The sequence below is a fragment of the Leptolyngbya sp. NK1-12 genome (assembly GCF_032598965.1).
Classification (GTDB): Bacteria; Cyanobacteriota; Cyanobacteriia; order Elainellales; family Elainellaceae; genus Elainella.
In genome coordinates this window covers 2,465,001-2,489,655 of sequence record NZ_CP053586.1, presented here as the reverse complement: position 1 = coordinate 2,489,655, position 24,655 = coordinate 2,465,001, and the positions used below count along the sequence as shown (strand labels likewise).

Sequence of the window (24,655 nt, the reverse complement as noted above, 5' to 3'; positions counted from 1 at the left end):
GCATTGTCCAGATTGGTTTTGAAATTTAAGCGAATTTTAGTCTTTAGAGCAAAATTAGCAATTGACCTAGAGATACTCCAGGTCTTTGATAGAGATAAATCGATTTTCAACAAGCATAGAAGAGTACGTTTCTCAAGATCTTCTTCACTAGAGTTCACATTAGAATTATTATTAACTTTCGCAAATACACGACTCGTGAATACCGTGAGCAAAATGTTCCAGCAGCAAACGTTCCAGCAGCAAACGGTGAATAAAGATTCCGACAAATAGTCCTAACGGTACTCCCAAAATCAATCATGCACGTAACACATCCGCAGACCATCTAAACAGTCCTCCAGAAACGGCCGCAATCAACCAGCAGGTCAGTGCCCCCATCAGTACGGCACTGATGCGGTAACCCATCTGTTCAGTTCGGGTGAATGACCATTTCTAAAGATGAATTAGGAGAGGAATCATTCAGCATGTTATCCCCTTCGTTTAGCACTTAGATTTCAGAGGACTAAGTTCAACTCCAGCAATGCTCACTTGTGAGTTTACCGGATTAGTCAGGTGATGCAAGGTACAAAGCGTTTCTGAGATTGCAGAATTAAGTTAGATGAATCATGGCGTTGATGGCGTTCAAAGCATCTACGATCCGGTTTCTGATCCTGATATAGTTCCCTAGGAACAGATCTTTCGACGTTTGAGCAGCCAGCAGGCTCAGGAGTGTGCGACGTGTTGGGGATGAACTGGCAAAAGTGGTTACAAGAAAGGCCATTACAAAGGATACTGGCTGTTTTGTTAATAGCTGTCTTGGCGTGGGGTGTAACAAGCTGTAGCCCACCCTCGGAGAGAAGCGGCGCAAAGGCTGGCTTGAAACCTACACGGACTCGGTTAACTGAAGTATCGCCGCCCTTCGCCATTCAAAATCTGAAGCAGGATCTGGAGATCTACCAGCCGCAGGTGAAAATTTTGAGTCCGCGCCCTAACCAGGTGCTGGAAGACACCGAGGTTGAAGTGCGATTGCAGGTCAACGATTTGACTCTGTTCAAAGACGAAGCGCTGGAGCTGGGTCCGTATTTGCAGGTGCTGCTCGACAATCAGCCCTACACCCAGGTGTTTGATACCAGCGAACCGCTAAAGCTTGAAAATCTGACTCCAGGTACTCACACGCTGCGCGTCTTTGCCGTGCGTCCCTGGCACGAAAGCTTCAAAAACGAGGGAGCCTTTGCCCTAACTACATTTCACGTCTTTACCCAGACGCCCGAAAATAACCCGGATCCGAAAAAACCGCTCCTGACCTATAACTACCCGCAGGACACCTACGGTGCCGAGCCAGTGCTGCTCGACTTTTACTTAACCAATGCACCGCTGCATCTGGTCGCGCGTGAAGATACCCAGGATGCCATTCCCGATTGGGAAATCCGCTGCACTATTAACGGCGAAAGTTTCACGTTTGATCGCTGGGAGCCAATCTACCTGAAAGGCTTGAAACCAGGCAAAAACTGGGTGCAGCTGGAACTCCTCGACGAAAATGGCAATCCGATTTCCAATGTGTTCAACAACACGGTGCAGGTGGTCACCTACGAACCCGGTGGCTCTGACACCCTAGCCCAATTGACTCGCGGCGAATTGACTGCTGATGCCGCTCGCAAGATTGTCAACCCCAACTATGTGCCACCGCCACCCGAACCAGAAATTATCCTGGAACCAGACGTAGAGACCGATCTAACCGAGCCGGAACCAGAATCGATGCCACCTGAGTTGCTCGCACCAGAATCCGCGACTGAACCAACTGCACCGATTGAACCAACCGAGCCGGAAGCTGAAACCGCGAAGGAATCTCCCATCCAGCCAGAACCTGAATCAGACATAGAAGCACCAGCAGCGTCCGAATCTCTGCCCGAATCTCTGCCCGAATCTGTGACGGTGCCTTCCCTGGAACTAATACCCCAACCAACTGAGGCTCCTGAATCTTCTAGCCCAGCTCTTCCACCGTTGAAGGTGGTGCCGGAGCCTGCGGCCAATCCCAACTTTATGCCGCCATCGCTGAAGCTTGTGCCGCAACCTGTTCCTTCAAGTGGAGCAGATGGCACAGAAGCCCTCGAACGCCCTTCCTTCAGAACACCGGCTAGAAGACCCGCTAAGATACCAATTCAAACACCAGCCGAGCCAGAACCGTCTCCTGCATTGGAGCACGAGTCAGCTACTCCAGATAGCCTGCAAGAACGGTTAGAAGCTGTGGAAGAAAAAGTCGAGGAGTTGACGAACTCAAGTGTGCAGCCCTTGCCAACCCAGCTCGAAATGCCCACACCGGCTATTAAAGTCAAGCCAAGTCCAGTCCAATCTGTACCCGCACCACTGGCGGAACCTCAACTTGAAACTAGTTTGGATCCTCTAATTCTGTCAGAGCCAATTATGGCTCCGGTTGTTCCAGCGGCAGAGATCGACCCTGGACAAACTCAAGCTCCGGTTGTCCCCGATCTATTCAGCGCATTGGATCGCGTCAAAGGCTTTTTTGAAGGGCTGCGCAAACAGCCTAGCAGCACCAAACTCCCCCTTCTATCGCCCCTGTCTGAGGATCTAGAGCTGCCGAATAGCGATAGTGAAGCCCGTCCTCTCGTGCCAACCGAAGATGGGTTGAGTGATCCACAGTAAGATTACTGCCACTCTTCCCAGTCCAGATTAAAAATCGACGTACCGGGAAAGGCAAAGGGATTGCGGGTGACGAGCAGGCGTTGCTGTAGCGCTTCCAAATCTGGCTCCCGGCGAGGCAACTCATCCACTAGCTCGTAGGGGGCAATTCCCTGATCAAGAGCAAAGTCTACCAAGACTCCAGCCGCCGCTCCAGCCGACCACTCAAACGAATGGACTCGGTAGGCAGCAGCAGCGATATAGCTCGTAGCAATGCTCTTACCCGCAATCAGAAAATTATCGATGCGTTGGGGAATCATCGCCCTGAGCGGAATTTGGAACGGATAGGTTTCGCCTTGCCCTTGCCGCACGCCTGGATATTCGTAATTGCCGGGTCGTTCCGGCGGACTCAGCGCCATGCAGGGATGGAAATCGATGTTGTAATGCCCAACCCCCACCGAATCGGGGTAAATCCGCGAGCGCGCTCGCAGCCTGACTGGATCCGGGGTTTCGCGACTGCGGATCCGAGCAATCGCCTCTAGCCCACTCAGCGAAATTCCCAAATTGCGATACATCTCAGGTGCCAGAGTTTGATAATGCGGATCGGTGTAGTCATTGCGGCTGACATCGGTTTCGCCAATCGTGAAGCCACTTGCATAGCCCGGACTGGGACGACCAATAATCCGCCGGACTTCCCGCATGTAGGGATACTTCGACAGGCCATGCACCGTTCCCATCGGCGAATCTAAGCCGGTCAATAGCCGATTGTTGGGCTGGGGTTGCTTGACGCCATCGCCGAGCTGCGAATCGGTAGTGCCCGCCACTAGCCAGTAATAAAAGCCTAGCGCCGCTTCCTCTGCCCGCCGCAAACTTTCCACCCGCAGTCCGCCTAGCCAACCGCCCGCTGCCAGTTGCCCAGCAGCTTCCAGTTGGTCATGGGTCAGAATCAGGTTATCTGCTGCCGTACCGGGTCGATAATCGTTGCCCCAAGTCCAGTTCTGCATCGAAATATCGCCGGGATGGGGCAGCGAGACACCAAACACCTGCTGAGCTGGGCGCGGTTCTGGGCTGAAAATGCGGCGATAGGTGAACAAAATATTGAAACTGGCCAGGTTTTGCCGCTCGTAGCTGTAGTAGGGCGCGTACTGCTCATAGAATTCTGGCTTAACCTGCGGTTGGGGATCCGCTGTAGCTTCCATCGCAAACGTGTAGGTGTAGCCCTGGGTACAGTAGGGGTCGCCTGACTCACTTGCAGAAGACGGATCATAATGCGTCAGCGGATCAATCCCGACTCGATAGGGCACATCCGCCAAAGCCACCAATTCGCCGGTTTCGGTGGCGTCAATCACATACCAAGGCAAGGTCAGCGTTGCTGAGGCTGCGGTTTTTTCCCGTCCGTTTGGCATGAACTGAATCACGGTCTTGCTGAAGCGAGCGCTATCCTCAAACCGATAGGCATCTTCGATCGTGGCGGACAAGGGTTCGGTGTTGAGCGGCGGTGTACCGGGTGCAGGCTGATGCTGAATCGCGATTGCGCTCTGAATTTGCGTCCCAGATTCATCTAGATCCAGGTCCTTCACCACGGTGTTCGGGAACCAGTGCAGCTTACCGTTGCCTCGCTTTTCCGCATCTTGCAGCATGTCAAACAAAATCGCATGCCCATCGCTAGGCAAAAAGCAAAACACGCTCACCCAGCAGTCGCCCGGATCCTCTTGCTGGTAGGCTTGCCGCAGGCGCTGGGTAAATTCTTTGTACCCTCTGGGAAAGAAGTCTTGCTCGCGTTGGGTAGTGCGCTCGTCTAGGGCAGAAGTGCCCTGGGAGGAAATCTGCCCCCCCACCCAATCGGTAATTTCGGTCAGGCAAACGGTGCGGCCCGCCAGCAGGCTCTCATAGGCCGTCGCAGCTCCAGCCAGACCGCCTCCAGCAACCAGCAAATCGCATTCCACGGCTTCATCAATGGTTGGATTCGCCTGAACTGGAGCAGCCACCGAAGCCAGTCCCGAAGCCAGCAGCACCGCCAACACCAGCTTGAATTTGAACGCAAGTTTGAACGTCATCTTCTCAGCTAAAACACGCCCAGAATATCATAGCGTTGATGGCAGTTGTCAGGCTGCTTTTATCGAAATCATTTCTCAATTTTAATCACCAGCTTATCTCTTCAAAGTCCCCCAGGACTGGGAGATTTAGGGGGCAACGGCAACAACAACGTCGCTTCAATTTTCTCTCTAACTTCTCGACTAACATAGCAGTCACTGTTCAGGCAATCAACCAACAGCAGGTTCGCATCATAATACTGGTTCAGCAATTCTTTTTGCTCCTGATTGAACGGCCAGTCGTGACCAATGTTGCGATGTTCAATCGTTACAGCTCGCAGTTGTTCTCTCCAAACCGAGCCGTTCGTTGTCCACCATTGCTTAAATTCATCTCGCTTCTCCCAAGACATATCAGGGGATTGATTTCTCAAATCCTGTGGCTGGCGGTTCAATTTTGCGTTTACCGTCCCATTTCTTCAGTAGTACATCCAAGCCTTCCTTGTAGAGTTCAGGGCGATTCGCCGGAAAATTAGTCGTATCCTCAAACATCAAACATAGCAGTGTCAGCAGCGGGCTGGTTGCCAGCTCCTTAATGCGTTCGTTTTCTTATAGCTTCTCAACAAACAGCTTGGCTCGGTCTGCATCCCCTTTCCCACCAAACCACTTTTGAGCAAACGTCCGAATCTGCTCATCATCAAAATCGGCAACCTCGTGCTTGCACGCCCCCCGTAAGGGCAAAGCATTCGGATCAGAGATATCTAAAATTGATCAAAGGATTGTCGCCCGAATGCTTTGCCCCCACCAACCAATCGCAATACGTTAGTAGATCTGGCTCTCCTTTCGCACTCTCTTTCACAGCTTCCTGATGATCTTCCTCACGACCAACGGCTACATCCTGCTTTCCGGTAGCACCTGCCTCTGGCTGGCCAACAAAGCAACGCTTACTCCAGAGCAAACCCGCATCTTTGACACCTGCAACGCCACTTGGAACAAAGGCACCGAAGCGATCTTTCGCCTGCTCGACAGCAAACTGCTCGAACTATTTAAGACTAAGGAATAGTAAAGACACGACCCCTACGATTTCTCCCAATCTGTCAAAAATCCCTATGTCAAAAAACTAAAGCAGCAAGTAACGATTCGATTAGAAGCAGGAGTGATCGAATACTTCAAGAACCTGGCAACCGCAACGGGCATTTCTTAGCAAAGCCTGATCAACCTTTATCTACAAGACTGCGTTAGAGCACAGCGCAAACCTTCACTGGAATGGATACGCAAATTTTAGAGGTGCCCAAAATTGCTGTAGGGCGTTCAATCCAGCTAGAACACCTGTGCTATTCTCAAAATTGTCGGCTTCATCACCGGAATCCCTACACCGGGACCAACGCCATGACTGCAATCACCTCTTCTGCGGATACGCTAGTTTATCCCAGCTCCGATAGAGAACCCGTGGCTGAAACCTTCGATCACCTCTATGCCATTCTGACGATTCTGGAAGTGCTGCGGCAGTATTTGCAAGACCAGCGTGCCACTGTATTAGCGAATCAATTTCTTTATTATGCTCAGGGCTTCCCCAAGCTGCGGGTTGCGCCCGATGTGATGGTGATTTTTGATGTAGAGCCGGGCGGACGCGACAACTACAAAATCTGGGAAGAAGGGCAGGTTCCTAAAGTCATTTTTGAAATTACCTCGGCCAGCACTCGGCAGGAAGACACCGGCCACAAACAGGTTCTCTATGAGCAGCTCGAAGTCGAAGAATATTGGCTGTTCGATCCCAAAGGCGACTGGATTGACGGACAGTTGCTGGGGTATCGCCTACAAGAAGGACGCTACCTGCGAATTGCAGATCAGTGCAGTCAAGCTCTAAACCTGCGGCTCCAGGTCGAGGGCAAGCTGCTTGGGTTTTACCGTCTCGATACCGGCGAGAAACTGCTACTTCCCGACGAACTCGCCCAAGCCCTACGGCAAGAAAGCACAGCCCGTCAGGCTGCCGAACAGCGAGCCGAATCTGCTGAACAGCGAGCCGAATCTGCTGAACAACAGTTAGCTCAAGAACGCCAACAGCGCGAAGCCCTTCTACAACGACTGCAAGAGCGCGGCATCAACCTCGAAGACCTAAACCTGTGAATCACTCCACCTCCCCATCCCCTTGTATCCTGCACACTCCCCAACCGATCCCACTTATGGCACTCTGGAATATGGGACTCAATAAAGATATTTAGTATCGAGCCTTGCTTTAGCCAATTTAGTAACCCATTAGTAACCAAACCTGAAAGGAACGGGGTATGCAAACTCTTCCCAATCCAGTCGTAGCTCCATCTGCCTCCACAAATTCCTCGATTTGTCTCGCCACCGACGGCACGATCCATCGCCGCAAAACCCGTCCCGTTCCGGTGGGTAGCATCACCATTGGCGGTGGGCATCCAGTCGCCGTCCAGTCGATGATTAACGAAGATACGCTCGATATCGAGGGGTCGGTGGCGGCGATTCGGCGGCTGCATGAGATCGGCTGTGAGATTGTCCGCGTCACAGTGCCCAGCATGGCCCACGCCAAAGCAATGGAAGAAATTCGTCGTCAGCTTTACACCACCTATCAGCCGGTTCCGCTCGTGGCCGATGTGCATCATAACGGCATGAAAATCGCCCTAGAGGTTGCCAATTATGTTGACAACGTGCGGATCAATCCGGGGTTGTACGTATTCGAGAAGCCCAACGCCGGTCGGACCGAGTACACTCAAGCCGAATTTGACGAAATTGGCGAAAAAATTCGCGAAACCTTGAAACCGCTGGTAGTTTCTTTGCGCGACCAGAACAAATCAATGCGCATCGGGGTAAATCACGGCTCGCTGGCCGAACGCATGCTGTTTACCTACGGCGATACTCCTGAAGGCATGGTGGAATCGGCGTTGGAGTTCATCCGGATGTGCGAAGAGCTGGACTTTTATAATCTGGAAATTTCTCTCAAAGCTTCGAAAGTGCCAGTGATGATTGCCGCCAATCGCCTGATGGTGCAGCGGATGGATGAACTGGGCATGGATTACCCACTGCATTTGGGCGTGACTGAAGCTGGAGACGGCGAATATGGACGGATCAAGTCCACCGCAGGCATTGGCACTCTATTGGCCGAAGGGATTGGAGATACAATCCGCGTTTCGCTGACCGAAGATCCAGAAAAGGAAATTCCGGTCTGCTACGGCATTCTACAAGCGTTGGGGCTGCGACGGACGATGGTGGAGTATGTGGCCTGCCCTTCCTGTGGCCGCACGTTGTTTAATTTGCAAGAAGTGCTGCAAAAGGTGCGAGAGGCCACCAGTCATTTGACCGGGCTAAACATCGCGGTAATGGGCTGTATTGTCAATGGTCCGGGCGAAATGGCGGACGCAGACTACGGCTATGTTGGCAAACAGGCGGGCTATATTTCCCTCTATCGGGGGAGGGAAGAAATCAAGAAAGTCCCCGAAGATCAGGGAGTCGCGGAACTCATCAACCTGATTAAATCCGACGGCAAATGGGTGGATCCAGCCTAGAAGTAGGAGCTGACCCATAACCCACGAGTGTTCCCTAATGATAGTTAACCCTGGCTCCTAACTCCTGACTCCTACACGGTCAAAACAGGACTAATGGGTCTATCCTAATGGCAAAAACCATTGCAAAAGATTGAGACATTTTCGTTACCACTGTCTCGGTCAGCCTGTGTTAGATTGGGCGTACTTGCCTTGCAGTCTATTCCTCTAGATATACAGTTATGGCGATCACAAAACGCGGACTCGTTCTTAGTGCCACAGCGGCGGCTGTTACGGCTGTCACCGTTACGGGAGCAGGGCTGCACCTCTCCCAGGGTCAAGCCTTCTTTCAGGAAAGCCCGAAAGAGTTGATTGACGAAGTGTGGCAACTAATTGACCGCAATTACGTAGACGCCACCTTCAACCAGGTAGACTGGCGAGCTGTGCGTCAAGAATATTTAGGCCGAGCCTACAGCAACAAAGAAGAGGCTTACGAAGCGATTCGGGAAATGCTAGGCAAGCTAGACGATCCCTACACGCGCTTTATGGATCCGCAAGAATTTAAAAACATGCAGATCGACACCTCAGGTGAACTGACTGGGGTTGGCATTCAGCTAGCGCAGGACGAAGAAACCAAAGAGCTGATTGTGGTCTCGCCGATTGAAGATACACCTGCCTTTGAAGCCGGGATTATGGCACGGGACGTGATCGTCGAAATTGATGGGCAAAGCACTCAAGGCATGGATACCAACGCCGCAGTCAACCTGATTCGTGGTCCGGAAGGCTCTACGGTGAAGCTAACCATCCGTCGAGGCGAGCAGGAGATGGAGTTTGATCTACGTCGCGCTCGGATTGAACTGCACCCAGTTCGCTATAGCATTCAGCAGGGTTCTAGAGGTGAAAAGGTAGGCTATATCCGTCTCACCCAGTTCAGTGCTAACGCTGCCGACGAGATGCGTAACGCGATTGAGGATCTAGAATCTAAGCAAGTTGATGGCTACGTGCTCGATCTGCGGATCAATCCAGGTGGCTTACTCTACGCCAGCATCGATATTGCCCGCATGTGGATCGATGAGGGGTTGATTGTTTCAACTGTTGATCGACAGGGAATTTCGGAACAGGAAAGCGCCAACGGTACCGCCCTGACCGATAAGCCCCTAGTGGTCCTGGTGGATGGGGGTTCAGCGAGTGCCAGCGAAATTCTGTCTGGTGCATTGCAGGACGACAAACGAGCCGTGCTGATCGGCAGCAAGACCTTTGGTAAAGGACTGGTGCAGTCAGTACGCGGATTGGGCGATGGGTCTGGTCTAGCTGTAACGGTAGCTAAGTACCTCACTCCCAGTGGACGAGACATTAACCAAGCCGGCATTGAACCCGACATCAAGATCGAACTCACCGATGAGCAGCGCCAAGAGCTGTTTGGAGTCAGCAACAAGATCGGCACCGATGGTGACCTGCAATATGTCAAGGCCCTGGAAATCTTGAATCAGCAAATTGCCGCCGCACGGCAGAGTCCCAAGGCAGAGGCCACTCCATAGTCGGTGAACTATTTATGCAAATTTTGGCAAACTATTTACCTGTAGGGATTAGGACATTCCCCTAGTCCCTACTTACTGTTTGTGATGCCGCAAAACTGGCTGAGCAACTGGGGACTCTAGATGATTTAATAGCACAGCCAGCATTTCGAATCTGCTTCAGCTAAAATCTAGGCCGGCAAGCACTTTCCAGACCGAATCAGGCCCACTCGTCGCGCAATTGCCTCATCCTCGGTGGCAAATGGCCCCCACTGCTCTAGAGGAGCTTTGTCTTCCTCTTCTTCACCCGGAGCACTGCCCTCCCCAGCGCCAATTTGGGTGATTTCGCACTGACCATCCGCGTGCTTCAAAATGTACCAAGTTTTGTGTTCAGTCTCTGCCATCACAATTTCTCCATCCAAATCGGTGCTGAGTAGGAGTATAAAAACTTTAGGATAAAAATTGGCCTACCTCCAGGCTTAATCCTGATCTCAAAAAACCTATGCCAACCCAACCCGACACTCAGCCCACGCCAGAAACTGGAGCCACTTCTACTACGGCTTCTGCAAATACAACCGAACGTTCAACAGGCAACTGGTGGTCACGCCTGCGCCAATCCCAGCGAGAAAACGTGCAAATCTTAGCGATTGCCCTGGTGCTGGCGATTGTGATTCGTCTGTTTGTGGCTGAGCCGCGCTATATCCCGTCTGACTCCATGGAACCCACGTTGCTGGTTGGCGATCGGCTTGTAGTTGAGAAGGTCAGCTATCGGCTGCACGAACCCCAGCCTGGAGACATCGTAGTATTCGAGCCACCACAGCAGTTTGAACAGCAGTTTGGCTTCTTGCCCGACAAAGCCTTTATCAAGCGGGTGATTGCGACAGCTGGTGACGTGATTGAGGTGAAACATGGTCGAGTGTACCGCAACGATCAGCCTTTAGTAGAACCCTACATCGCCGAACCACCGGCTTATCAAATGCGCCCCGTACAGGTGCCCCCCGACCATGTATTTGTGATGGGCGATAACCGCAACAACAGCAATGATTCCCATGTCTGGGGCTTTTTACCAGAGCAAAATATTATCGGTCGCGCTGTGTTTCGCTTTTTTCCGTGGGAGCGCATTGGTGGCCTAGAATCCATAACACCAGTTGTTGCTAGCCAATCCGATAGCATCAATCAAGCCATCAATCAAATCGTAGATAGTGCATCAACTCAGTAATGAGTGCCCCCGGCAGTCGAAGCCGCTGCTGCAAATCCACCAAATTGCGATAGGCACCGCGCTGCTGTCGCTCCCAAAGCAGGTTTTGGACCAGCCCAGCATTCATTCCGGGAATCTGCATCAATTGCTGTTGGGAAGCTCGATTAGGATTGATTGGCTGAATCACATCCAAACTATCGTCATCGTAGTAGCAGAACTGCAAAATCGGCGCTAGCGGCTGCAATCGCTGCACAGGTTGCCCTAAGGCTGCCGCCACATCCTCTAGGCAATGAAACTGCACGCCAGATTGGCTCAGGGCGACTAAAGTTCGCGCCTGATGGATCGACAAACCCGGCAACCGCAGCCAGTCATCCACACAGGCCCGATTCACATCGAGTTTAATTCCCAAGGCAGCAGCGGCTCGCAGTTCGGCCACAGACTGAAAGCGGTAGTAGGGATCTTGAAAGAGACGATGGCGGAGTGACATTGGTAAGCAGATCTCAGGAGGTGTAGCAGTGGGTGAGAGGGCAGGCGGCAGGCGGCAGACTTCGTTCGTGGAACGCGCTCCGCGAGCGACGGTGAGACTTCGGCGTAAGCACTGCCCCTATGGGGCCAGAAAAATCAGTCGAACGCTCAGCCGAACCGGAGCCAGGAGTTATTGGTCATTTGACCAGAAGGCAAAATTCCATCAGAAAACCTAGATAAAGACTTAGCTAATGCGATCAAGCAACTGACGGCGCTTTTGTTCAAATTCGTACTCTGAGATCAACCCTTCTTGTCGGAGCTGTTCAATTTGCCGCAGCGCTTCTGCTACTCGTTCTACCTGCAGCTCTACTTGAGCAGGAGCAAACGGCCCTTGCTTGGACAAGGCTTGACCGGAAGGGGGATTAAACAAAAGGGGATTAAATCTGCTATCAAACTCATCACGGTCCTGAAATAAGTACCAAATGGCTTCGACAATGCTGGCGATTTTAGGGATTGGGGTCCAACTCAACAAAAGGTAGATCACCCCCCATTTGGGCTGACCCAGGTAGAACTTATGCAGCCCCGGTAGGAAAATACCGGCACACGCCAATAGGGCTGCAATTTTTCGATCCTTCGCTTTACTCAGCATGTCGCCAATCGAGACCATTTGCTTAAATAGCCACCAGGGAAAAAACAGTTACCAGCCGCCTATTAGACGCAACTCGGCACAGATAGTACTACCCCAATCGCTTGCAATCGCTTCATTGTATCGAGGGCAGACCAAATAGAACCAGTGAACTTTCCGTCATAACTTTCGTCTCAATTCCAGCGGGATTGTACTAGGGTAAAGTAAGCTACCAACATAGGGGGCTTTACCATCTCAGATGAAAATCCATGGCAGTAGAGAGCAAAATCGCAGCCTTAGTTGATTTTCTCCAAAGGAAACTGCTTAACTGAATTCATCGACTTCTACCGGGAAGAAAGCGCTGTCAATTCCCTGCTATTGAGACTTCTGTATACTGATATCTACAGCACAACTGCCTCCCTGAAATGTCACAGATCTCTTTCTCTTCAGAATGGCTGAGTCAACTCTCTGATCCCTACGCGGTGTTGGGCCTGTCTGTGGCAGCAGATGAACGACGAGTCTTGAAGCGTTATCACACAATTGCTAAGCTACTTCACCCTGATACATTGATTGCAGCCGACCCTGCGATTCAAACCCTCGCGGGTCACATTTTGGCAAAGCTGGTGAACCCAGCCTATCAGCGACTCAAACAAGAAAAAGAACGAGCCGAAACGATTGCGCTGTTGCGTTTGCGAGTCCGGCAGATGAACCAGGATGAATCGCTACTGCCACAAGGAGCAATGGCGCGTCAGCTCTTAAGGCTACCTCTACAAGAAGCCGATGTATTTTACGAGCAATCGGTCGTGCAACTGGGAGAGGTGCAATATCGCCAGCTCGCCAAGTTTGAAGCCACCACCCGCCAGCTTGCAGAGTTGAATTTGACGTACCTATCGTTGAAAATCGGCGATCCGGTGATTCGGGAAAAGCGGACTGGAATTGTCGCTGCACCTCAGACTAAACCAACGCAGTTTGCCCCCAGTCAGACTGAGACTCCACAAGTCGCGATTAACTATGCCCAGCGCCACTATTACCGAGCGCAAGAATACGCCAAAAAATCCAACTGGACACAAGTGGTGGCTGAATTGCGAGATGCCATCCGCTTAGAGTCGAACCGCAGTGAGTACCACTCTCTCTTAGCCAAGGCGTATTTGATGCAGAATTTAGTCGGCATGGCTAAAGTCCACTTCCGGCAGGCGCTAAAATTTAACCCAAATGATCCACTCGCGTTGCAGTATGCCAAACGGCTGGACTTGACTGACCCAGGTCCCAAAGCCACCGCCAGAGCCAGCAGTGGGTTATTTAGCTTGTTTACTAGAAAGCGGTAGAGCCTCATGGCGAATCCATCCTGGTCCCGTCGCCACATTATTTCCTTAGCGGATTTTCAACCAGCCGAATATGACACCGTGCTGCAAACGGCAGCCAGCTTTCAGGAGGTGCTTTCTCGCCGCACCAAGAAGGTACCCACGCTGCAAGGACAAGTCATCGCCAATCTGTTCTTTGAACCCTCGACCCGCACCCGCAGCAGTTTTGAGCTAGCCGCCAAGCGATTGTCTGCCGATACTTTAAACTTTGCACCCGGCACCTCGTCTCTGACCAAAGGCGAAACCATTCTGGATACGGCAAAAACCTATCTGGCCATGGGCACTGACATTATGGTGATTCGCCATAAAGAAGCTGGCGTGCCGCTAGCAATCGCCAATGAGATGGATCGGCTCCAGTCGCGAGTGGGGGTATTCAATGCCGGTGACGGTCAGCATGAACATCCCTCCCAAGCCTTGCTGGATCTGTTTACCATCTGCACATTGCTAGAAGCCGAAAAACCCCGGCTCTCATTGTTGGAGGGCAAAAAAATCGCCATTGTCGGAGACATTTTGCACTCGCGGGTAGCCCGCTCCAATATCTGGAGTTTGACCGCGAGTGGAGCCGAAGTGCATCTGGCCGGACCGCCCACCCTGCTGCCCAAGCTGTTTGCTGATTTTGTAGAAGATTCGCCGCTGCCTCGCAAATTGTTTCTGCACTGGTCGCTAGAACCCGCCTTAGAACAGGCCGATTTCGTTATGACCCTGCGACTTCAGCGCGAGCGCATGACCCAGCATTTGTTACCCAGCCTGCGGGAATATCATCAGCAGTTTGGCCTTACCCACGAGCGGCTCCAGCTCTGTCAACCCGGTGTGAAAGTGCTGCATCCCGGCCCGGTGAATCGCGGTGTGGAAATCAGCTCCGAGTTGATGGACGACCCAGCGTTTAGTTTGATCTCACAGCAGGTGACGAGCGGTGTAGCGGTGCGAATGGCCTTGCTCTACCTGATGGGCATTGGTAGCGGCAAAACTTAAATGCCCAACCTTTACTAAACCTCAGCAAAATCAGGCCGCTGTCGCCATCCATAGGTTGCTTCAATCTGAGCTGCCAAAGCCAGAATTGTCGCCTCATCTGCCGGACGCCCAATCAACTGCACACCAACGGGCAATCCGGTGGATGAAAGTCCGGTCGGAATCGCAATCGCCGGCTGGCCAGTTGCATTTGCCGGTGGACAAGGCGCAATCCAGTGGATGATCCGCTGTAGGGTTTCCTCCGGCGGCAATTCTCCCCACTCATTCACCTGAATCGCTGGATGGAGATACACCGGCAACAGCAGCGCATCATACTGCTCAAAAAAGCTTACCAGTCGCCGAGCTACCATTTGCATGGCCCAAACTGCTTTCAGATAGGTACCACTCGAATCCTGCTGCGACAACAACCAGCGATTAAAGGGACTCAGCACCTCTGCCGGTAAGCCTGCCGTTGCCACCCCCGCCCGCCAGATCACCACAAACGGTTCCTCTAAACCTGAGAAATCCGGACAGTTGGCTTCTAGCTGATGCCCCAATTGCTCTAAATGACGCGCCGTATCTAACACCGCCTGCTGACAGTCCGGATCGGCCTTACCAATCGGCGGGACTTCCGTGGTGTAGGCAATTCGATAGGTTCTGCCGCTGGTTGCGTTTGGTTGGGCGTTTTGCAAAAAGGGACGCTCTGGGTCCGGTAGCCAATAGGGATCGCCAACCACATAGCCCGCCATCACATCCAACAACGCCGCTGCATCCGCCACGGTCCGCGCCAGCACCCCATTCACGCCAATTCCGCTCTGGTGATCGCCAACTGGGGCAAACGAAACCCGACCCCGCGCTGGCTTCAAACCCACTAGTCCACAGCAAAAAGCTGGTCCCCGTACCGAACCACCCCCATCCGAACCTTGCGCAATCGGACATAGTCCTGCCGCCACTGCCGCTGCTGCTCCACCGCTCGATCCGCCCGCCGTGTGATCTAGATTCCAGGGATTACGGACCACAGGCAAACCGACGGGTTCCGTATAGGGCAGCGACCCTAGCTCCGATACCGAGGTTTTGCCTAAGATCACGAAACCAGCTTGCTTGATCCGAGCCACTACCGCATCGTCATAGGCACTGACATTATCGAGCAGAGCCGGACTGCCATAAGTACAGCGAACCCCCTGCACAGCAGTCAGATCTTTGATGGCAATCGGTACTCCAAAAAAAGCAGGCAGATCTGACGGCGCTCCGGCCAGCTGCTCGGTTTTGGCCTTGGCATCTGCTAGGGCTTGGTCAGCAATCACTGTAACGTAACTACCCAACTGCGAATCCAACTGCTGAATCCGATCCAGATAGAGAGACACCAAATCGAGTGGAGAAATCTCTCGGCTGCGAATCAGCTGCGCCTGGGTTAAAGCAGAGGCGAACGCTAAATCAGTCGTGTTCATGCCGGTCCATTGCCTTGCAAGTTACTGATGCTGACTGTAACAGAGAGGCTCTCCATCTTTGCCAAACTTCTGGTCAGATTAAGAATTGGCTTAAGAATTGGCCCCATTGGCCTGAGGGTTGACAGGCATAGCTGGCTGAGACCGTTGAGGTAGCGGAGGCACAGAAGGTTGAACACGCGATTGGGCCATCTGCTGAGCTGGATTGGCTATAGGTTGACGCTTAGGAAAAGCGCATTCCACCGTAATTTTGATGTTGCATCCCATCGTTCCAGCCGCGATATAGGGCACCCCGCCAGAGCCACTGACATTCATGCCAAACTCTAGCGTCACCTTCTCCACCTCTGCCAAGGCCGCGTCCTTAAAGGCATTCAGCGTGTACTTTGTGTAGGTTCTAATCGTGCTCTCAATGGCTTTGAAACTTTGAGCAATTTGGGCCTCTGGCGATCGGCCAAAACTGCCCTTGGCCCCACCTCGCTGCACTTCCGCGTCTGGTTCAACCACCTCAGGCGCAACTACATCATCGGTAGCTTCCACATAAATGATCGTATCTTCGTCGATTTGAATCGCTTGCAGCTTACTCATGCCAAAAACACCCCTCGATAATCTGTTCAAATGTGGGCAAAACTTTGTCACATTTCTCGAAGATAGGCGAGCCAAAGCCGAAGCTGAAACGGAGTCTTACCCCCTATCCCACTCCTGGAGCAGAGCATTTGCAGCCATTTAGAGCTTCACCGACGCCCTAGCCATTCCCGCAGCCTTACCCGACTGGCAATATAGATCGGGAGCTGATAATGTTCTGCCAGTAACCAACCCACCATCAGCAGGTGAATGCCAAAGGTGCAGCCCAACCAAACGCTAGGAAACCAAGACAACACACTACCCGGCAAAGGCGGAAATAAAAACGCCATCAACCACACGATCGAAGCTGGCAGCAACACAAGCACAATACTCGCAAACCAAACCACGGCGGTTAAGCTCGGATCATCGCGATAGGTAGATTGCCAATTGCGCCCAGTCCAGCGCCAGGTCAGAGGTTGGGAACTGTCTACAACCTGCACGGTTTGGTTCTGTAGATTAGCCGTAAAAATATGGCGGCAAAAGTTGCAGGCAAAGGCATCCATCAGCGTTAAGGCCGAGATCTGCCCATGACGACAAACCGGACAAATATAGCTATCCTGCAAACTTAGACTGCGCGACTCAGAACCGCGTTTAGCAGTTGCACTGACTCTTGCAGAAGAGAGTTTATTTGAGGGTGGAGATGAATTCCAATCTGGAGATGGCTGTGTCATACAGGCCGATCATTAAACAAAGTGGACAGAGGTAGCGTGTAGGAGAGATCGGCTAGCAGCTCATCTGCAAATGTCAGCCTAAATGTTAGTCTACAGCGCTCCAATCAAAGCACTGCTTGAACCAACCGACCGCACAATTTCCCGACCTCCTTGCTCTAGGATAACAACAGGTTCCAATCCCATCTCCACTCGCTTAACTAAAACCTTACCATTGACTAGCCGATCCCCCACCGTCACATAGCGGCTCGTGTGTTCCTCTGGCACTTTTACAATCACGTTGGTTTTGCCACCCACTTCGATCACACCGCTAATCTCAATCGTTTCTGCTGTGCTTTCTCGGGGTGCAACTGGGCTAGGCACATTCACCGATGGTAGTGGCGACAAACTAGTAGGAGTCGGAACTAACGGCGGTAGCGGCACAATCGGCGGAGCTTGGGGCACAGGGGCAGTCGTTACCACAGGAGCAGTTGGAATTACAGAAGCGGTTGGAACCGGAGCAGGACTGGATTTTGACCGCACTACAGTAACAGCCGGGGCATAATCCAGAGAAGCAAACGGATCGGGCCGTCCACTATCCACCTGAGGAATCCGTTCTAGAGAAGCGGTGGGAGGAATTAAATTGGGTATAGGCAGCGGCTGAACTGAGGTTGAACCAGCCACGAGCGGATCGGGGAAGAAATCTTTAGCCGTCAACGCTTGACCTGGAGCCTCGTTAGATTGAGCAGCATCTGTTGAGGGGATAGCTGGAGCAGTCGCACTAGCGCTTGGCTGAGAGTTTGCAGGCGGTTTGGAGGCAGTTTTGCTAGCGCAACCCGAAGCTAAGAGAATCCCTGCGATACTAATCAACCACCAGCTTCTAGGCATTGTTATGCTCCCGGAACAACTATAGAAAAATAATCCCTAATCAGATAATAATAATTAGGGCCGAAAATGGAGCATCAATTTCAGCAGTTTCTTTGATACGCGCTGGTAATTGTTCCATCTCCGGGGAGTCAATTTTGCTAGTTGAGCATCTGGCAGACCTAGAACGGCTGATCTTCGGCTTCTTCTCTTGTATTAGTGTGGCGTGAAGGCGTTTCGCGCACGAATCTGAGATGCACTGAGCGGGTTTGTTCGCCATCTGCCGCCACCGCCATGATTGGAAAATCAATTAGCCCATCCTGGAACGACATCTGGAAGCGGAACGTACCATCTGGATTGAGCTGAACAGGCCGACCTGCGATCGTCACCGTAGCATCGGGTTCAGTAGCACCGTAGACAATCAGTTCTGCATCGGCAATTAACCAGAACCGGCGCGAACGTAGAGGCGGCATCGAGGCAGAAAACCCAACCCCCGACATCATGCCGATCCCCGACATACTGTATAAACCTGCGCCGGACATACTGTACAGGCCCACACCGGACATACTGTACATGCCAATACCAGACATCATGCCGATCCCCGATTCAGTTGGTACCGCCACGCTCATCATGCCAATTCCCGACATCATGCCCACACCCGACATCATGCCTGCACCTGATAGGCTATACATCCCTACGCCCGACATCGTAGGAACCGCCATGCCCATACCAGAAGCCGTGTACATCCCTACACCGGACATGCTGTACAGGCCCACACCGGAAGTCGTGTACATACCCATACCAGAGGTCGTGTACATCCCTACGCCAGACATCATGCCAATTCCCGATTCAGTGCGAGCCGCCATGCCCACGCCGGATAAGCTATACATGCCCATACCGGACATCGTAGGAACCGCCATGCCCACACCTGAAAGGCCATACAGCCCAATTCCCGACATGCCAATCCCAGATGTTGTGGGAACTGACATGCCCACACCCGACATACCCATGCCCAACATGCCCACACCCGACGCTGTCGGAACTCCTGCTCCCGAACCAGCAGCCAGCGCAAACGAACTGACCGTCTCTTGGGGAACTTGCTGCATCGAGCCGTACAGCGAGCCAGCCATGCGTTGAGCTTCAGCCGATTCAGCCAAGTCAAACATGCGGTCGTAAATGGATCGATCAAACCCGCCCTTTTGACCCGGTGGAGCCAGCTCTAAGAACGTTTGCCCCTGCAACTCATCGTTCCAATCAACCGTGATGAACTGCTCTTCATACCAATCCACCGGATAAATTGGGGGGATCCGGACTGCATTAGAGCGCGCCAGCATCAGCCAACGGCCATCTTCTGCCACATAGCCAATCTCAACGATGTAATCCCGATCGCTAATTGGAACCGGAATATACCAATCCCGCGCCAGTTCGTCACACTCATACTGCTGCAAGCTGTGCGGATTTTGATAACTCAAATCCACATCCGTCACATCGTAGAAGCGGAGGGCTAGCCGCTGACCGCCCTGCTGTCGTAAAGTCTGCCGATGATGATCAGGCACATCCCAATATGCATAAGCCCATTGCGGATCGCGAGGCAGCAATGTAATCCAGCTCTCCCCATAACCATCTGGCAAATCGGGTAAGGACTCATCCACCGCTGCCAACACTTCACTTGAGAGATCAGCTTGCCCCACATCAAATTTGGTGGCCTCGATATCAACTTGCGCAGAGTCTTCTGGCTCATAGACTTGACTCGTTTCACCCTCAACATTCCCAACGTTTTGCAGCAGCGAGGCAGTTCCAGCTGCAATTGCTCCAGTCACAGCACCTGTTGCAGTTGTATCAGCATCAATGAATGGGGGCTGACTCGCAGTTAGTTCTTCATCTTCTGCTGGTTCTTCAGTCGTTCGTTCCTCAGCAGTCAACGATAGGTCAGATTCCACATTCCATGCAGCTGGAGGTGCCTCTGGAGCTGGTATAGCCGGAGTCGCTTCTGCCAAGGCATTTGAAGGAATTGGTGTAGGCGGAGTCGCTGCCGCGAAAGCAGCTGACAGCCGCACAGGGGCAGAACGGGCCAACATCAGCCAACGCCCATCAGCCGTAACATAGCCAAGCTCCGCCAAATAGTCTCGATCAACTTGGGGCAGGGCAACAAACCGATCCTGCTCTGTTTCAGTGCAGGTATATTCTTGAAACTGGGGCAATGGCCGCTCCAAATCCAGCCCGGTAACATCAGCAATTCGCAGCTTGAGCTGTTCGCCTCCCTGTTGACGCAGTACCGCTTTCTCTTCCTCTGGGGTCTCCCAATAGACATAGCCTTGATCAGATGTGCGAGGCGTTAGCACAATCCGGCTGCGGCGATTCCGACCTCCTGCCGCCAATCCAGCCAATCCAGCTAACGCTGCGGCTCCGGCTCCAGCCGCCACAACCTGACCAGTCAGATTAGGCGATGCAGTTCCTGATGAGACAATTTCTGGCGACGTAATCTCTGCTGATGAAACTTCTGGTTCCGGTGTAGCTACCGCTTCAACTGCTGGATTGGCTGCTGGAGTTGCGCGCCCAGGTAAGGTGGACCGATCTGCCGCTACCACTGAACCCGTCCGTGCTGCTAGAGTAGGCGAGTCTGCCGGTGGTTCTACCGATGGGGAATCAAGATCTGGTTCGTCTAGTGCTGAGCCTGAGCTTCGTCCTCGCAGTCCCCATAGCAGCAGCCCTATTACGCCCAACAGCGGCAACAGTAACCAGGGCAACCAGTTTGCTCGCGTCTCGCCCGTGCCTGTAGCAGTTGCATTTGGGTCTTGAGCTAGCGTTGGTTGAGGTGAGGCTGGCGGTACCGCAGGCGAAGTTGCTTCCGGGGATGCAGCTGAATTAGGTGATGCAGCCGGACTAGGAGAAGCTGCAGGAAGGGGAGCTGCCGCTACTGCTGCGGCCTGAGCTTCTGTAACAGCCTGTTGTCCTGCTGGTGATGTAGCGTACCCTAAAAAAGCCTGCACTGCCGGGCTAGCTGCTTCCCGGTAGACGTAACTACGCGGTTGAGAGTAGGGATAGCGAGGATCGTCTGGCAACGTGCCATGCATTGGCACAATTCGGACATCATTCCGTTCTAAGACCTGACTAGCAATGGCATAACTAATACCGTTCTCCCCAAGTTGGGAAACAACCGTGGCGGTGCTATCTTCTGTGGCTTGAACTGTATCCGGACCTGGAGTAAAAGGAGCTGCCCTGAAAACACTGTAGTTGCTGAGTGCTTTGCGAGTATCGCTAGATTCCGGATGGTCAACAAACTGAATTGGCCCTGGAGGGCCTCCTACTTCTGCCCAGTCTCTAATTTCTCCGCGAAACATCTGAGCAAACTGTTCGAATGTCAGTTCGCCTTGAAATGGATTGTTGGCGCTAGTGATGATTGCAATCTTTTCCCGGCTAATCGGAACTTCAACCAACCCTTGACTGCGCTCTGCATCAGTCAAAGGACGACCAATCGCGGCCAAATCAATTGTTCTATCCAGAACTGCCTGCAATGCCGCATCGGTTCCTTGAGTAGCTAGATCAACGGTTGTACCCGCATATTGAGCTTCAAAGCGCTGTTTAAGAGCTTGATTGATAGCTGCCATGCTTTCAGAACCATCAACCCGGATTGTGGTTCCATCAGGAACTGATGATGGTAATGGAAAGGAGCTTGGAGTTGCGTTTTGAGCATGGGCTGAATCAGCCAGCAAGAAGCCTGCTAGAGGTTTGGGGGCCGCAGCAAGAGCTAAGGTTAGCGCCAGGGAGAGTACAGAAAAGCTTTTTCTTTGCAACATCATCTAAAGAATGGGTAAATCAACTCCAAGTAAGGTTAATTTTTGCAAAAGACGAGCTAATTATATACCCCTCTCCTAAATAGACTTTGCCACTTGATAGACTTTTCCACTACTTCTCAAGAGATAATTTCCATGCCTTATCGTTTAGTTCTACTCAGTTAAACTGGTTTAATCAATTAAGTCGCCATAAATAAGCCGAGTGACTTTGTAAACTGGTCTACAGAGCTTCCGCAGGCGAGCTATGACAAACTTTAATTTTGAATCGAGCACAACCGACAACTCATTCGATCCGACCCTTCAGCAGCAAGTATGGCAACTCTATCGACACATACTCCACAGTCGGTGGGTTTTGATTGCCTGTCTGTGGCTCACCATAGCTCCCCTATGTTTATGGAGCTTAAGACACGAAGTTTCGCTCTGGTTAGACTACTTCACTTGGACTGCAGTTCGCTATAGCCTTATCTACAATCCACTTGCAACCATTGGCCTAACCCTGTGTGTTGCTCTGACCTTAACCACCCTACTTTGGCAAAGCCACAACATCCTATTCGGAATTTCGCCCCACTACCTACGCCGTTTAGAAAGACAGGTTCTAAAGATTCGTCAGCAAGGAAAATCCCATCCACTTTGGAAAAGAGTTTGCGGCAACATCAGCGAGGCAGAGCATTGCTCAATCAACTATCCGATTGACTGAACCAATTAACTCAGATGTTTGGAATTCTACCGTTCAGAGTTCCATCCTCATAACCCATCTTGGATTAAGCGCTGTAAGCACACCATCTATAACAAGGAGCCTCGTGTCTATTTCAACACGAGGCTCCTTGTTATAGATCACCTGGCACCGAGCTATTTTTGCGGGAGGCAGCCCTCCAACTATCTTCGCCGCGGGTGCGTTTCACCACTCAGTTCGGGATGGATGAGCGTGGGTCCACACCGCCATAGGCACCAGGAAAAGCGATTGAGTTCAACTAGTGATTGATTGCATCAATTGATTGCATCAGTTGGATTGAACCCAGAAGGCTGCATAGTGAACGTAATTTACCAATGTAAGGAGGTCAAGCCCTCGGTCTGTTAGTACACCTCAGCTTCGTACATTACTGCACTTCCACTTAGTGCCTATCAACGGGTCGTCTTCCCGTGACCTTACTGGCTTGTTGCCATGGGAGCACTCATCTTGAGGTGGGCTTCCCACTTAGATGCTTTCAGCGGTTATCCGCTCCGCACTTGGCTACCCTGCGTTTACCGTTGGCACGATAACAGGTACACCAGCGGTGCGTCCTTCCCGGTCCTCTCGTACTAAGGAAGGCTCCTCTCAATGCTCCTACGCCTGCACCGGATATGGACCGAACTGTCTCACGACGTTCTGAACCCAGCTCACGTACCGCTTTAATGGGCGAACAGCCCAACCCTTGGGACGTACTACCGCCCCAGGTTGCGATGAGCCGACATCGAGGTGCCAAACCTCCCCGTCGATGTGAACTCTTGGGGGAGATCAGCCTGTTATCCCTAGAGTAACTTTTATCCGTTGAGCGACGGCCCTTCCACTCAGTGCCGTCGGATCACTAAGACCGTGTTTCCACCCTGCTCGACTTGTCAGTCTCACAGTCAAGCTCCCTTGTGCCTTTACACTCTTCGGCTGATTTCCAACCAGCCTGAGGGAACCTTTGTGCGCCTCCGTTATCGTTTAGGAGGCGACCGCCCCAGTCAAACTGCCCACCTGAAACTGTTCCCATGCCGGATCACGGCAATGAGTTAGAATTCTAGCCTTGACAGAGTGGTATCTCACTGATGACTCCCCATCCCCCACAAGGGATGTCTCATAGTCTCCCACCTATCCTGCGCAGTCAAAGCCCGAACCCAATTCCAGGCTACAGTAAAGCTTCATAGGGTCTTTCTGTCCAGGTGCAGGTAGTCCGTATCTTCACAGACAATCCTATTTCGCCGAGCCTCTCTCCGAGACAGCGCCCAGATCGTTACGCCTTTCGTGCGGGTCGGAACTTACCCGACAAGGAATTTCGCTACCTTAGGACCGTTATAGTTACGGCCGCCGTTCACCGGGGCTTCGGTCGCCAGCTTTGGTTTCCCTAACCGACTTCCTTAACCTTCCGGCACTGGGCAGGCGTCAGCCCCCATACATCGTCTTTCGACTTCGCGGAGACCTGTGTTTTTGGTAAACAGTCGCCTGGGCCTCTTCACTGCGACCAGCTCTCGCTGGCACCCCTTCTTCCGAAGTTACGGGGCCATTTTGCCGAGTTCCTTAGAGAGAGTTATCTCGCGCCCCTGAGTATTCTCAACCATCCCACCTGTGTCGGTTTCGAGTACGGGCAATTTTGGATTAACGTGGTTAGAGCTTTTCTTGGAAGCTTGACATCACACACTTCGAGTCCGTAGACTCTCGTACTCACACCTTCGCTCAAGACGTTTTCGCCGTCTCTCATCGCCTCGGATGCTTAAACCGCTAACCAACATGCGGCTGTGCTAGCCTTCTCCGTCCCTCTGCACAATCCAAAATCGGTACCGGAATGTTGACCGGTTGTCCATCGACTACGCCATTCGGCCTCGCCTTAGGTCCCGACTAACCCTCCGCGGACGAGCCTTCCGGAGGAACCCTTAGGATTTCGGGGCATTGGATTCTCACCAATGTTTGCGCTACTCAAGCCGACATTCTCACTTCCGTTTCGTCCACACCTGCTCTCGCTAATGCTTCTAACTACCACGGAACGCTCCCCTACCGATACATCGATAGATATATCCCACAGCTTCGGTACACAGTTTAGCCCCGTTCATTTTCGGCGCAGGAGCGCTTGACCAGTGAGCTATTACGCACTCTTTTAAGGATGGCTGCTTCTAGGCAAACCTCCTGGTTGTCTATGCACTCCCACCTCCTTTATCACTGAACTGTGATTTGGGGACCTTAGCTGGTGGTCTGGGCTGTTTCCCTCTTGACGATGAAGCTTATCCCCCACCGTCTCACTAGCCATGTGTTCATCTGGTATTCAGAGTTTGACTCGATTTGGTACCGCT

General features: G+C 52.3%; 20 protein-coding genes and 2 rRNA genes (1 of these 22 running past the window's edge). 10 read left to right on the top strand and 12 right to left on the bottom strand.

The features are described 5' to 3' along the window. The first annotated feature begins 852 nt into the window (after positions 1–852). Entirely contained in the window at positions 853–2,637 is a 1,785-nt protein-coding gene (locus HJG54_RS10350; RefSeq protein WP_316434815.1) for a hypothetical protein, read from the top strand. 2 nt (positions 2,638–2,639) lie between these two features. Here HJG54_RS10350 and HJG54_RS10345 read toward each other — a convergent pair whose 3' ends face one another. Continuing rightward, a complete protein-coding gene (locus tag HJG54_RS10345) occupies positions 2,640–4,670 on the bottom strand; it encodes an FAD-dependent oxidoreductase (protein ID WP_316434814.1) in 2,031 nt (676 codons plus the stop codon). A gap of 101 nt (positions 4,671–4,771) precedes the next feature. Beyond that, entirely contained in the window at positions 4,772–5,098 is a 327-nt protein-coding gene (locus HJG54_RS10340; RefSeq protein WP_420717360.1) for an NACHT C-terminal helical domain 2-containing protein, read from the bottom strand. Between the two features lie 413 nt (positions 5,099–5,511). Between HJG54_RS10340 and HJG54_RS10335 the strand changes: the two genes are divergently transcribed. From HJG54_RS10335 to ctpC, 4 genes are all read left to right on the top strand, one after another. Then, complete coding sequence (locus tag HJG54_RS10335; protein ID WP_316434811.1) at positions 5,512–5,706, top strand: hypothetical protein; 195 nt, start codon at positions 5,512–5,514, stop codon at positions 5,704–5,706. 326 nt (positions 5,707–6,032) lie between these two features. Next, the gene (locus tag HJG54_RS10330; RefSeq protein ID WP_316434810.1) at positions 6,033–6,770 is read left to right on the top strand and encodes a Uma2 family endonuclease; all 738 of its coding nucleotides are present in this window, start codon (positions 6,033–6,035) and stop codon (positions 6,768–6,770) included. Between the two features lie 158 nt (positions 6,771–6,928). Continuing rightward, the gene (gene ispG, locus HJG54_RS10325; protein ID WP_316434809.1) at positions 6,929–8,170 is read left to right on the top strand and encodes a (E)-4-hydroxy-3-methylbut-2-enyl-diphosphate synthase; all 1,242 of its coding nucleotides are present in this window, start codon (positions 6,929–6,931) and stop codon (positions 8,168–8,170) included. A gap of 218 nt (positions 8,171–8,388) precedes the next feature. Continuing rightward, the gene (ctpC, locus tag HJG54_RS10320; protein WP_316434808.1) at positions 8,389–9,684 is read left to right on the top strand and encodes a carboxyl-terminal processing protease CtpC; all 1,296 of its coding nucleotides are present in this window, start codon (positions 8,389–8,391) and stop codon (positions 9,682–9,684) included. 167 nt (positions 9,685–9,851) lie between these two features. Here ctpC and HJG54_RS10315 read toward each other — a convergent pair whose 3' ends face one another. Continuing rightward, positions 9,852–10,064, bottom strand: a complete 213-nt coding sequence (locus HJG54_RS10315; protein ID WP_036004377.1) for a hypothetical protein — start codon at positions 10,062–10,064, stop codon at positions 9,852–9,854. Between the two features lie 98 nt (positions 10,065–10,162). Here HJG54_RS10315 and lepB point away from each other — a divergent pair, with 98 nt between their 5' ends. After that, positions 10,163–10,879, top strand: coding sequence for a signal peptidase I (lepB, locus tag HJG54_RS10310; protein ID WP_316434806.1), 717 nt, complete (start codon positions 10,163–10,165; stop codon positions 10,877–10,879). Here lepB and HJG54_RS10305 read toward each other — a convergent pair. Both HJG54_RS10305 and HJG54_RS10300 read right to left on the bottom strand, forming a co-directional pair. Next, positions 10,845–11,345, bottom strand: coding sequence for a ComEA family DNA-binding protein (locus HJG54_RS10305; protein WP_316434805.1), 501 nt, complete (start codon positions 11,343–11,345; stop codon positions 10,845–10,847). The genes lepB and HJG54_RS10305 overlap by 35 nt on opposite strands. A gap of 222 nt (positions 11,346–11,567) precedes the next feature. After that, the gene (locus HJG54_RS10300) at positions 11,568–11,990 is read right to left on the bottom strand and encodes an NINE protein (RefSeq protein WP_316434804.1); all 423 of its coding nucleotides are present in this window, start codon (positions 11,988–11,990) and stop codon (positions 11,568–11,570) included. Positions 11,991–12,373: 383 nt separating this feature from the next. Between HJG54_RS10300 and HJG54_RS10295 the strand changes: the two genes are divergently transcribed. Further along, a complete protein-coding gene (locus HJG54_RS10295; protein WP_316434803.1) occupies positions 12,374–13,273 on the top strand; it encodes a J domain-containing protein in 900 nt (299 codons plus the stop codon). Positions 13,274–13,279: 6 nt separating this feature from the next. Continuing rightward, complete coding sequence (locus HJG54_RS10290; RefSeq protein ID WP_316434802.1) at positions 13,280–14,281, top strand: aspartate carbamoyltransferase catalytic subunit; 1,002 nt, start codon at positions 13,280–13,282, stop codon at positions 14,279–14,281. 14 nt (positions 14,282–14,295) lie between these two features. Here the strand turns inward: HJG54_RS10290 and HJG54_RS10285 are convergent, their stop codons facing one another. Next, positions 14,296–15,705 carry an amidase gene (locus tag HJG54_RS10285; protein WP_316434800.1) on the bottom strand — a complete coding sequence of 470 codons (1,410 nt, stop codon included), beginning with the start codon at positions 15,703–15,705 and terminating at the stop codon, positions 14,296–14,298. 90 nt (positions 15,706–15,795) lie between these two features. Then, entirely contained in the window at positions 15,796–16,287 is a 492-nt protein-coding gene (locus HJG54_RS10280) for a CU044_2847 family protein (protein WP_316434798.1), read from the bottom strand. Between HJG54_RS10280 and HJG54_RS10275 the strand changes: the two genes are divergently transcribed. Further along, on the top strand, positions 16,286–16,429 hold the full coding sequence (locus HJG54_RS10275; protein WP_316434797.1) for a hypothetical protein: 144 nt from the start codon (positions 16,286–16,288) through the stop codon (positions 16,427–16,429). The two genes, HJG54_RS10280 and HJG54_RS10275, sit on opposite strands and share 2 nt — an antisense overlap. A 4-nt stretch (positions 16,430–16,433) precedes the next feature. On the opposite strand, the gene HJG54_RS10270 is transcribed toward HJG54_RS10275, so the two are convergent. The 3 genes from HJG54_RS10270 to HJG54_RS10260 all read right to left on the bottom strand — a co-directional run bounded on the left by HJG54_RS10270 (position 16,434) and on the right by HJG54_RS10260 (position 21,631). Beyond that, entirely contained in the window at positions 16,434–16,994 is a 561-nt protein-coding gene (locus HJG54_RS10270; RefSeq protein WP_225931184.1) for a hypothetical protein, read from the bottom strand. Positions 16,995–17,084: 90 nt separating this feature from the next. After that, positions 17,085–17,858 (bottom strand): hypothetical protein, encoded by a 774-nt coding sequence (locus tag HJG54_RS10265; protein WP_316434796.1) that lies wholly within the window; start codon positions 17,856–17,858, stop codon positions 17,085–17,087. A 158-nt stretch (positions 17,859–18,016) separates the two neighbouring features. Next, positions 18,017–21,631, bottom strand: coding sequence for a DUF4912 domain-containing protein (locus HJG54_RS10260; protein WP_316435629.1), 3,615 nt, complete (start codon positions 21,629–21,631; stop codon positions 18,017–18,019). 241 nt (positions 21,632–21,872) lie between these two features. Here HJG54_RS10260 and HJG54_RS10255 point away from each other — a divergent pair, with 241 nt between their 5' ends. Next, positions 21,873–22,325, top strand: a complete 453-nt coding sequence (locus HJG54_RS10255; protein ID WP_316434795.1) for a hypothetical protein — start codon at positions 21,873–21,875, stop codon at positions 22,323–22,325. 139 nt (positions 22,326–22,464) lie between these two features. On the opposite strand, the gene rrf is transcribed toward HJG54_RS10255, so the two are convergent. Both rrf and HJG54_RS10245 read right to left on the bottom strand, forming a co-directional pair. Continuing rightward, positions 22,465–22,581: ribosomal RNA gene (gene rrf, locus HJG54_RS10250) — 5S ribosomal RNA — on the bottom strand. 101 nt (positions 22,582–22,682) lie between these two features. Then, positions 22,683–24,655: ribosomal RNA gene (locus HJG54_RS10245) — 23S ribosomal RNA — on the bottom strand; it runs 909 nt beyond the window's last position.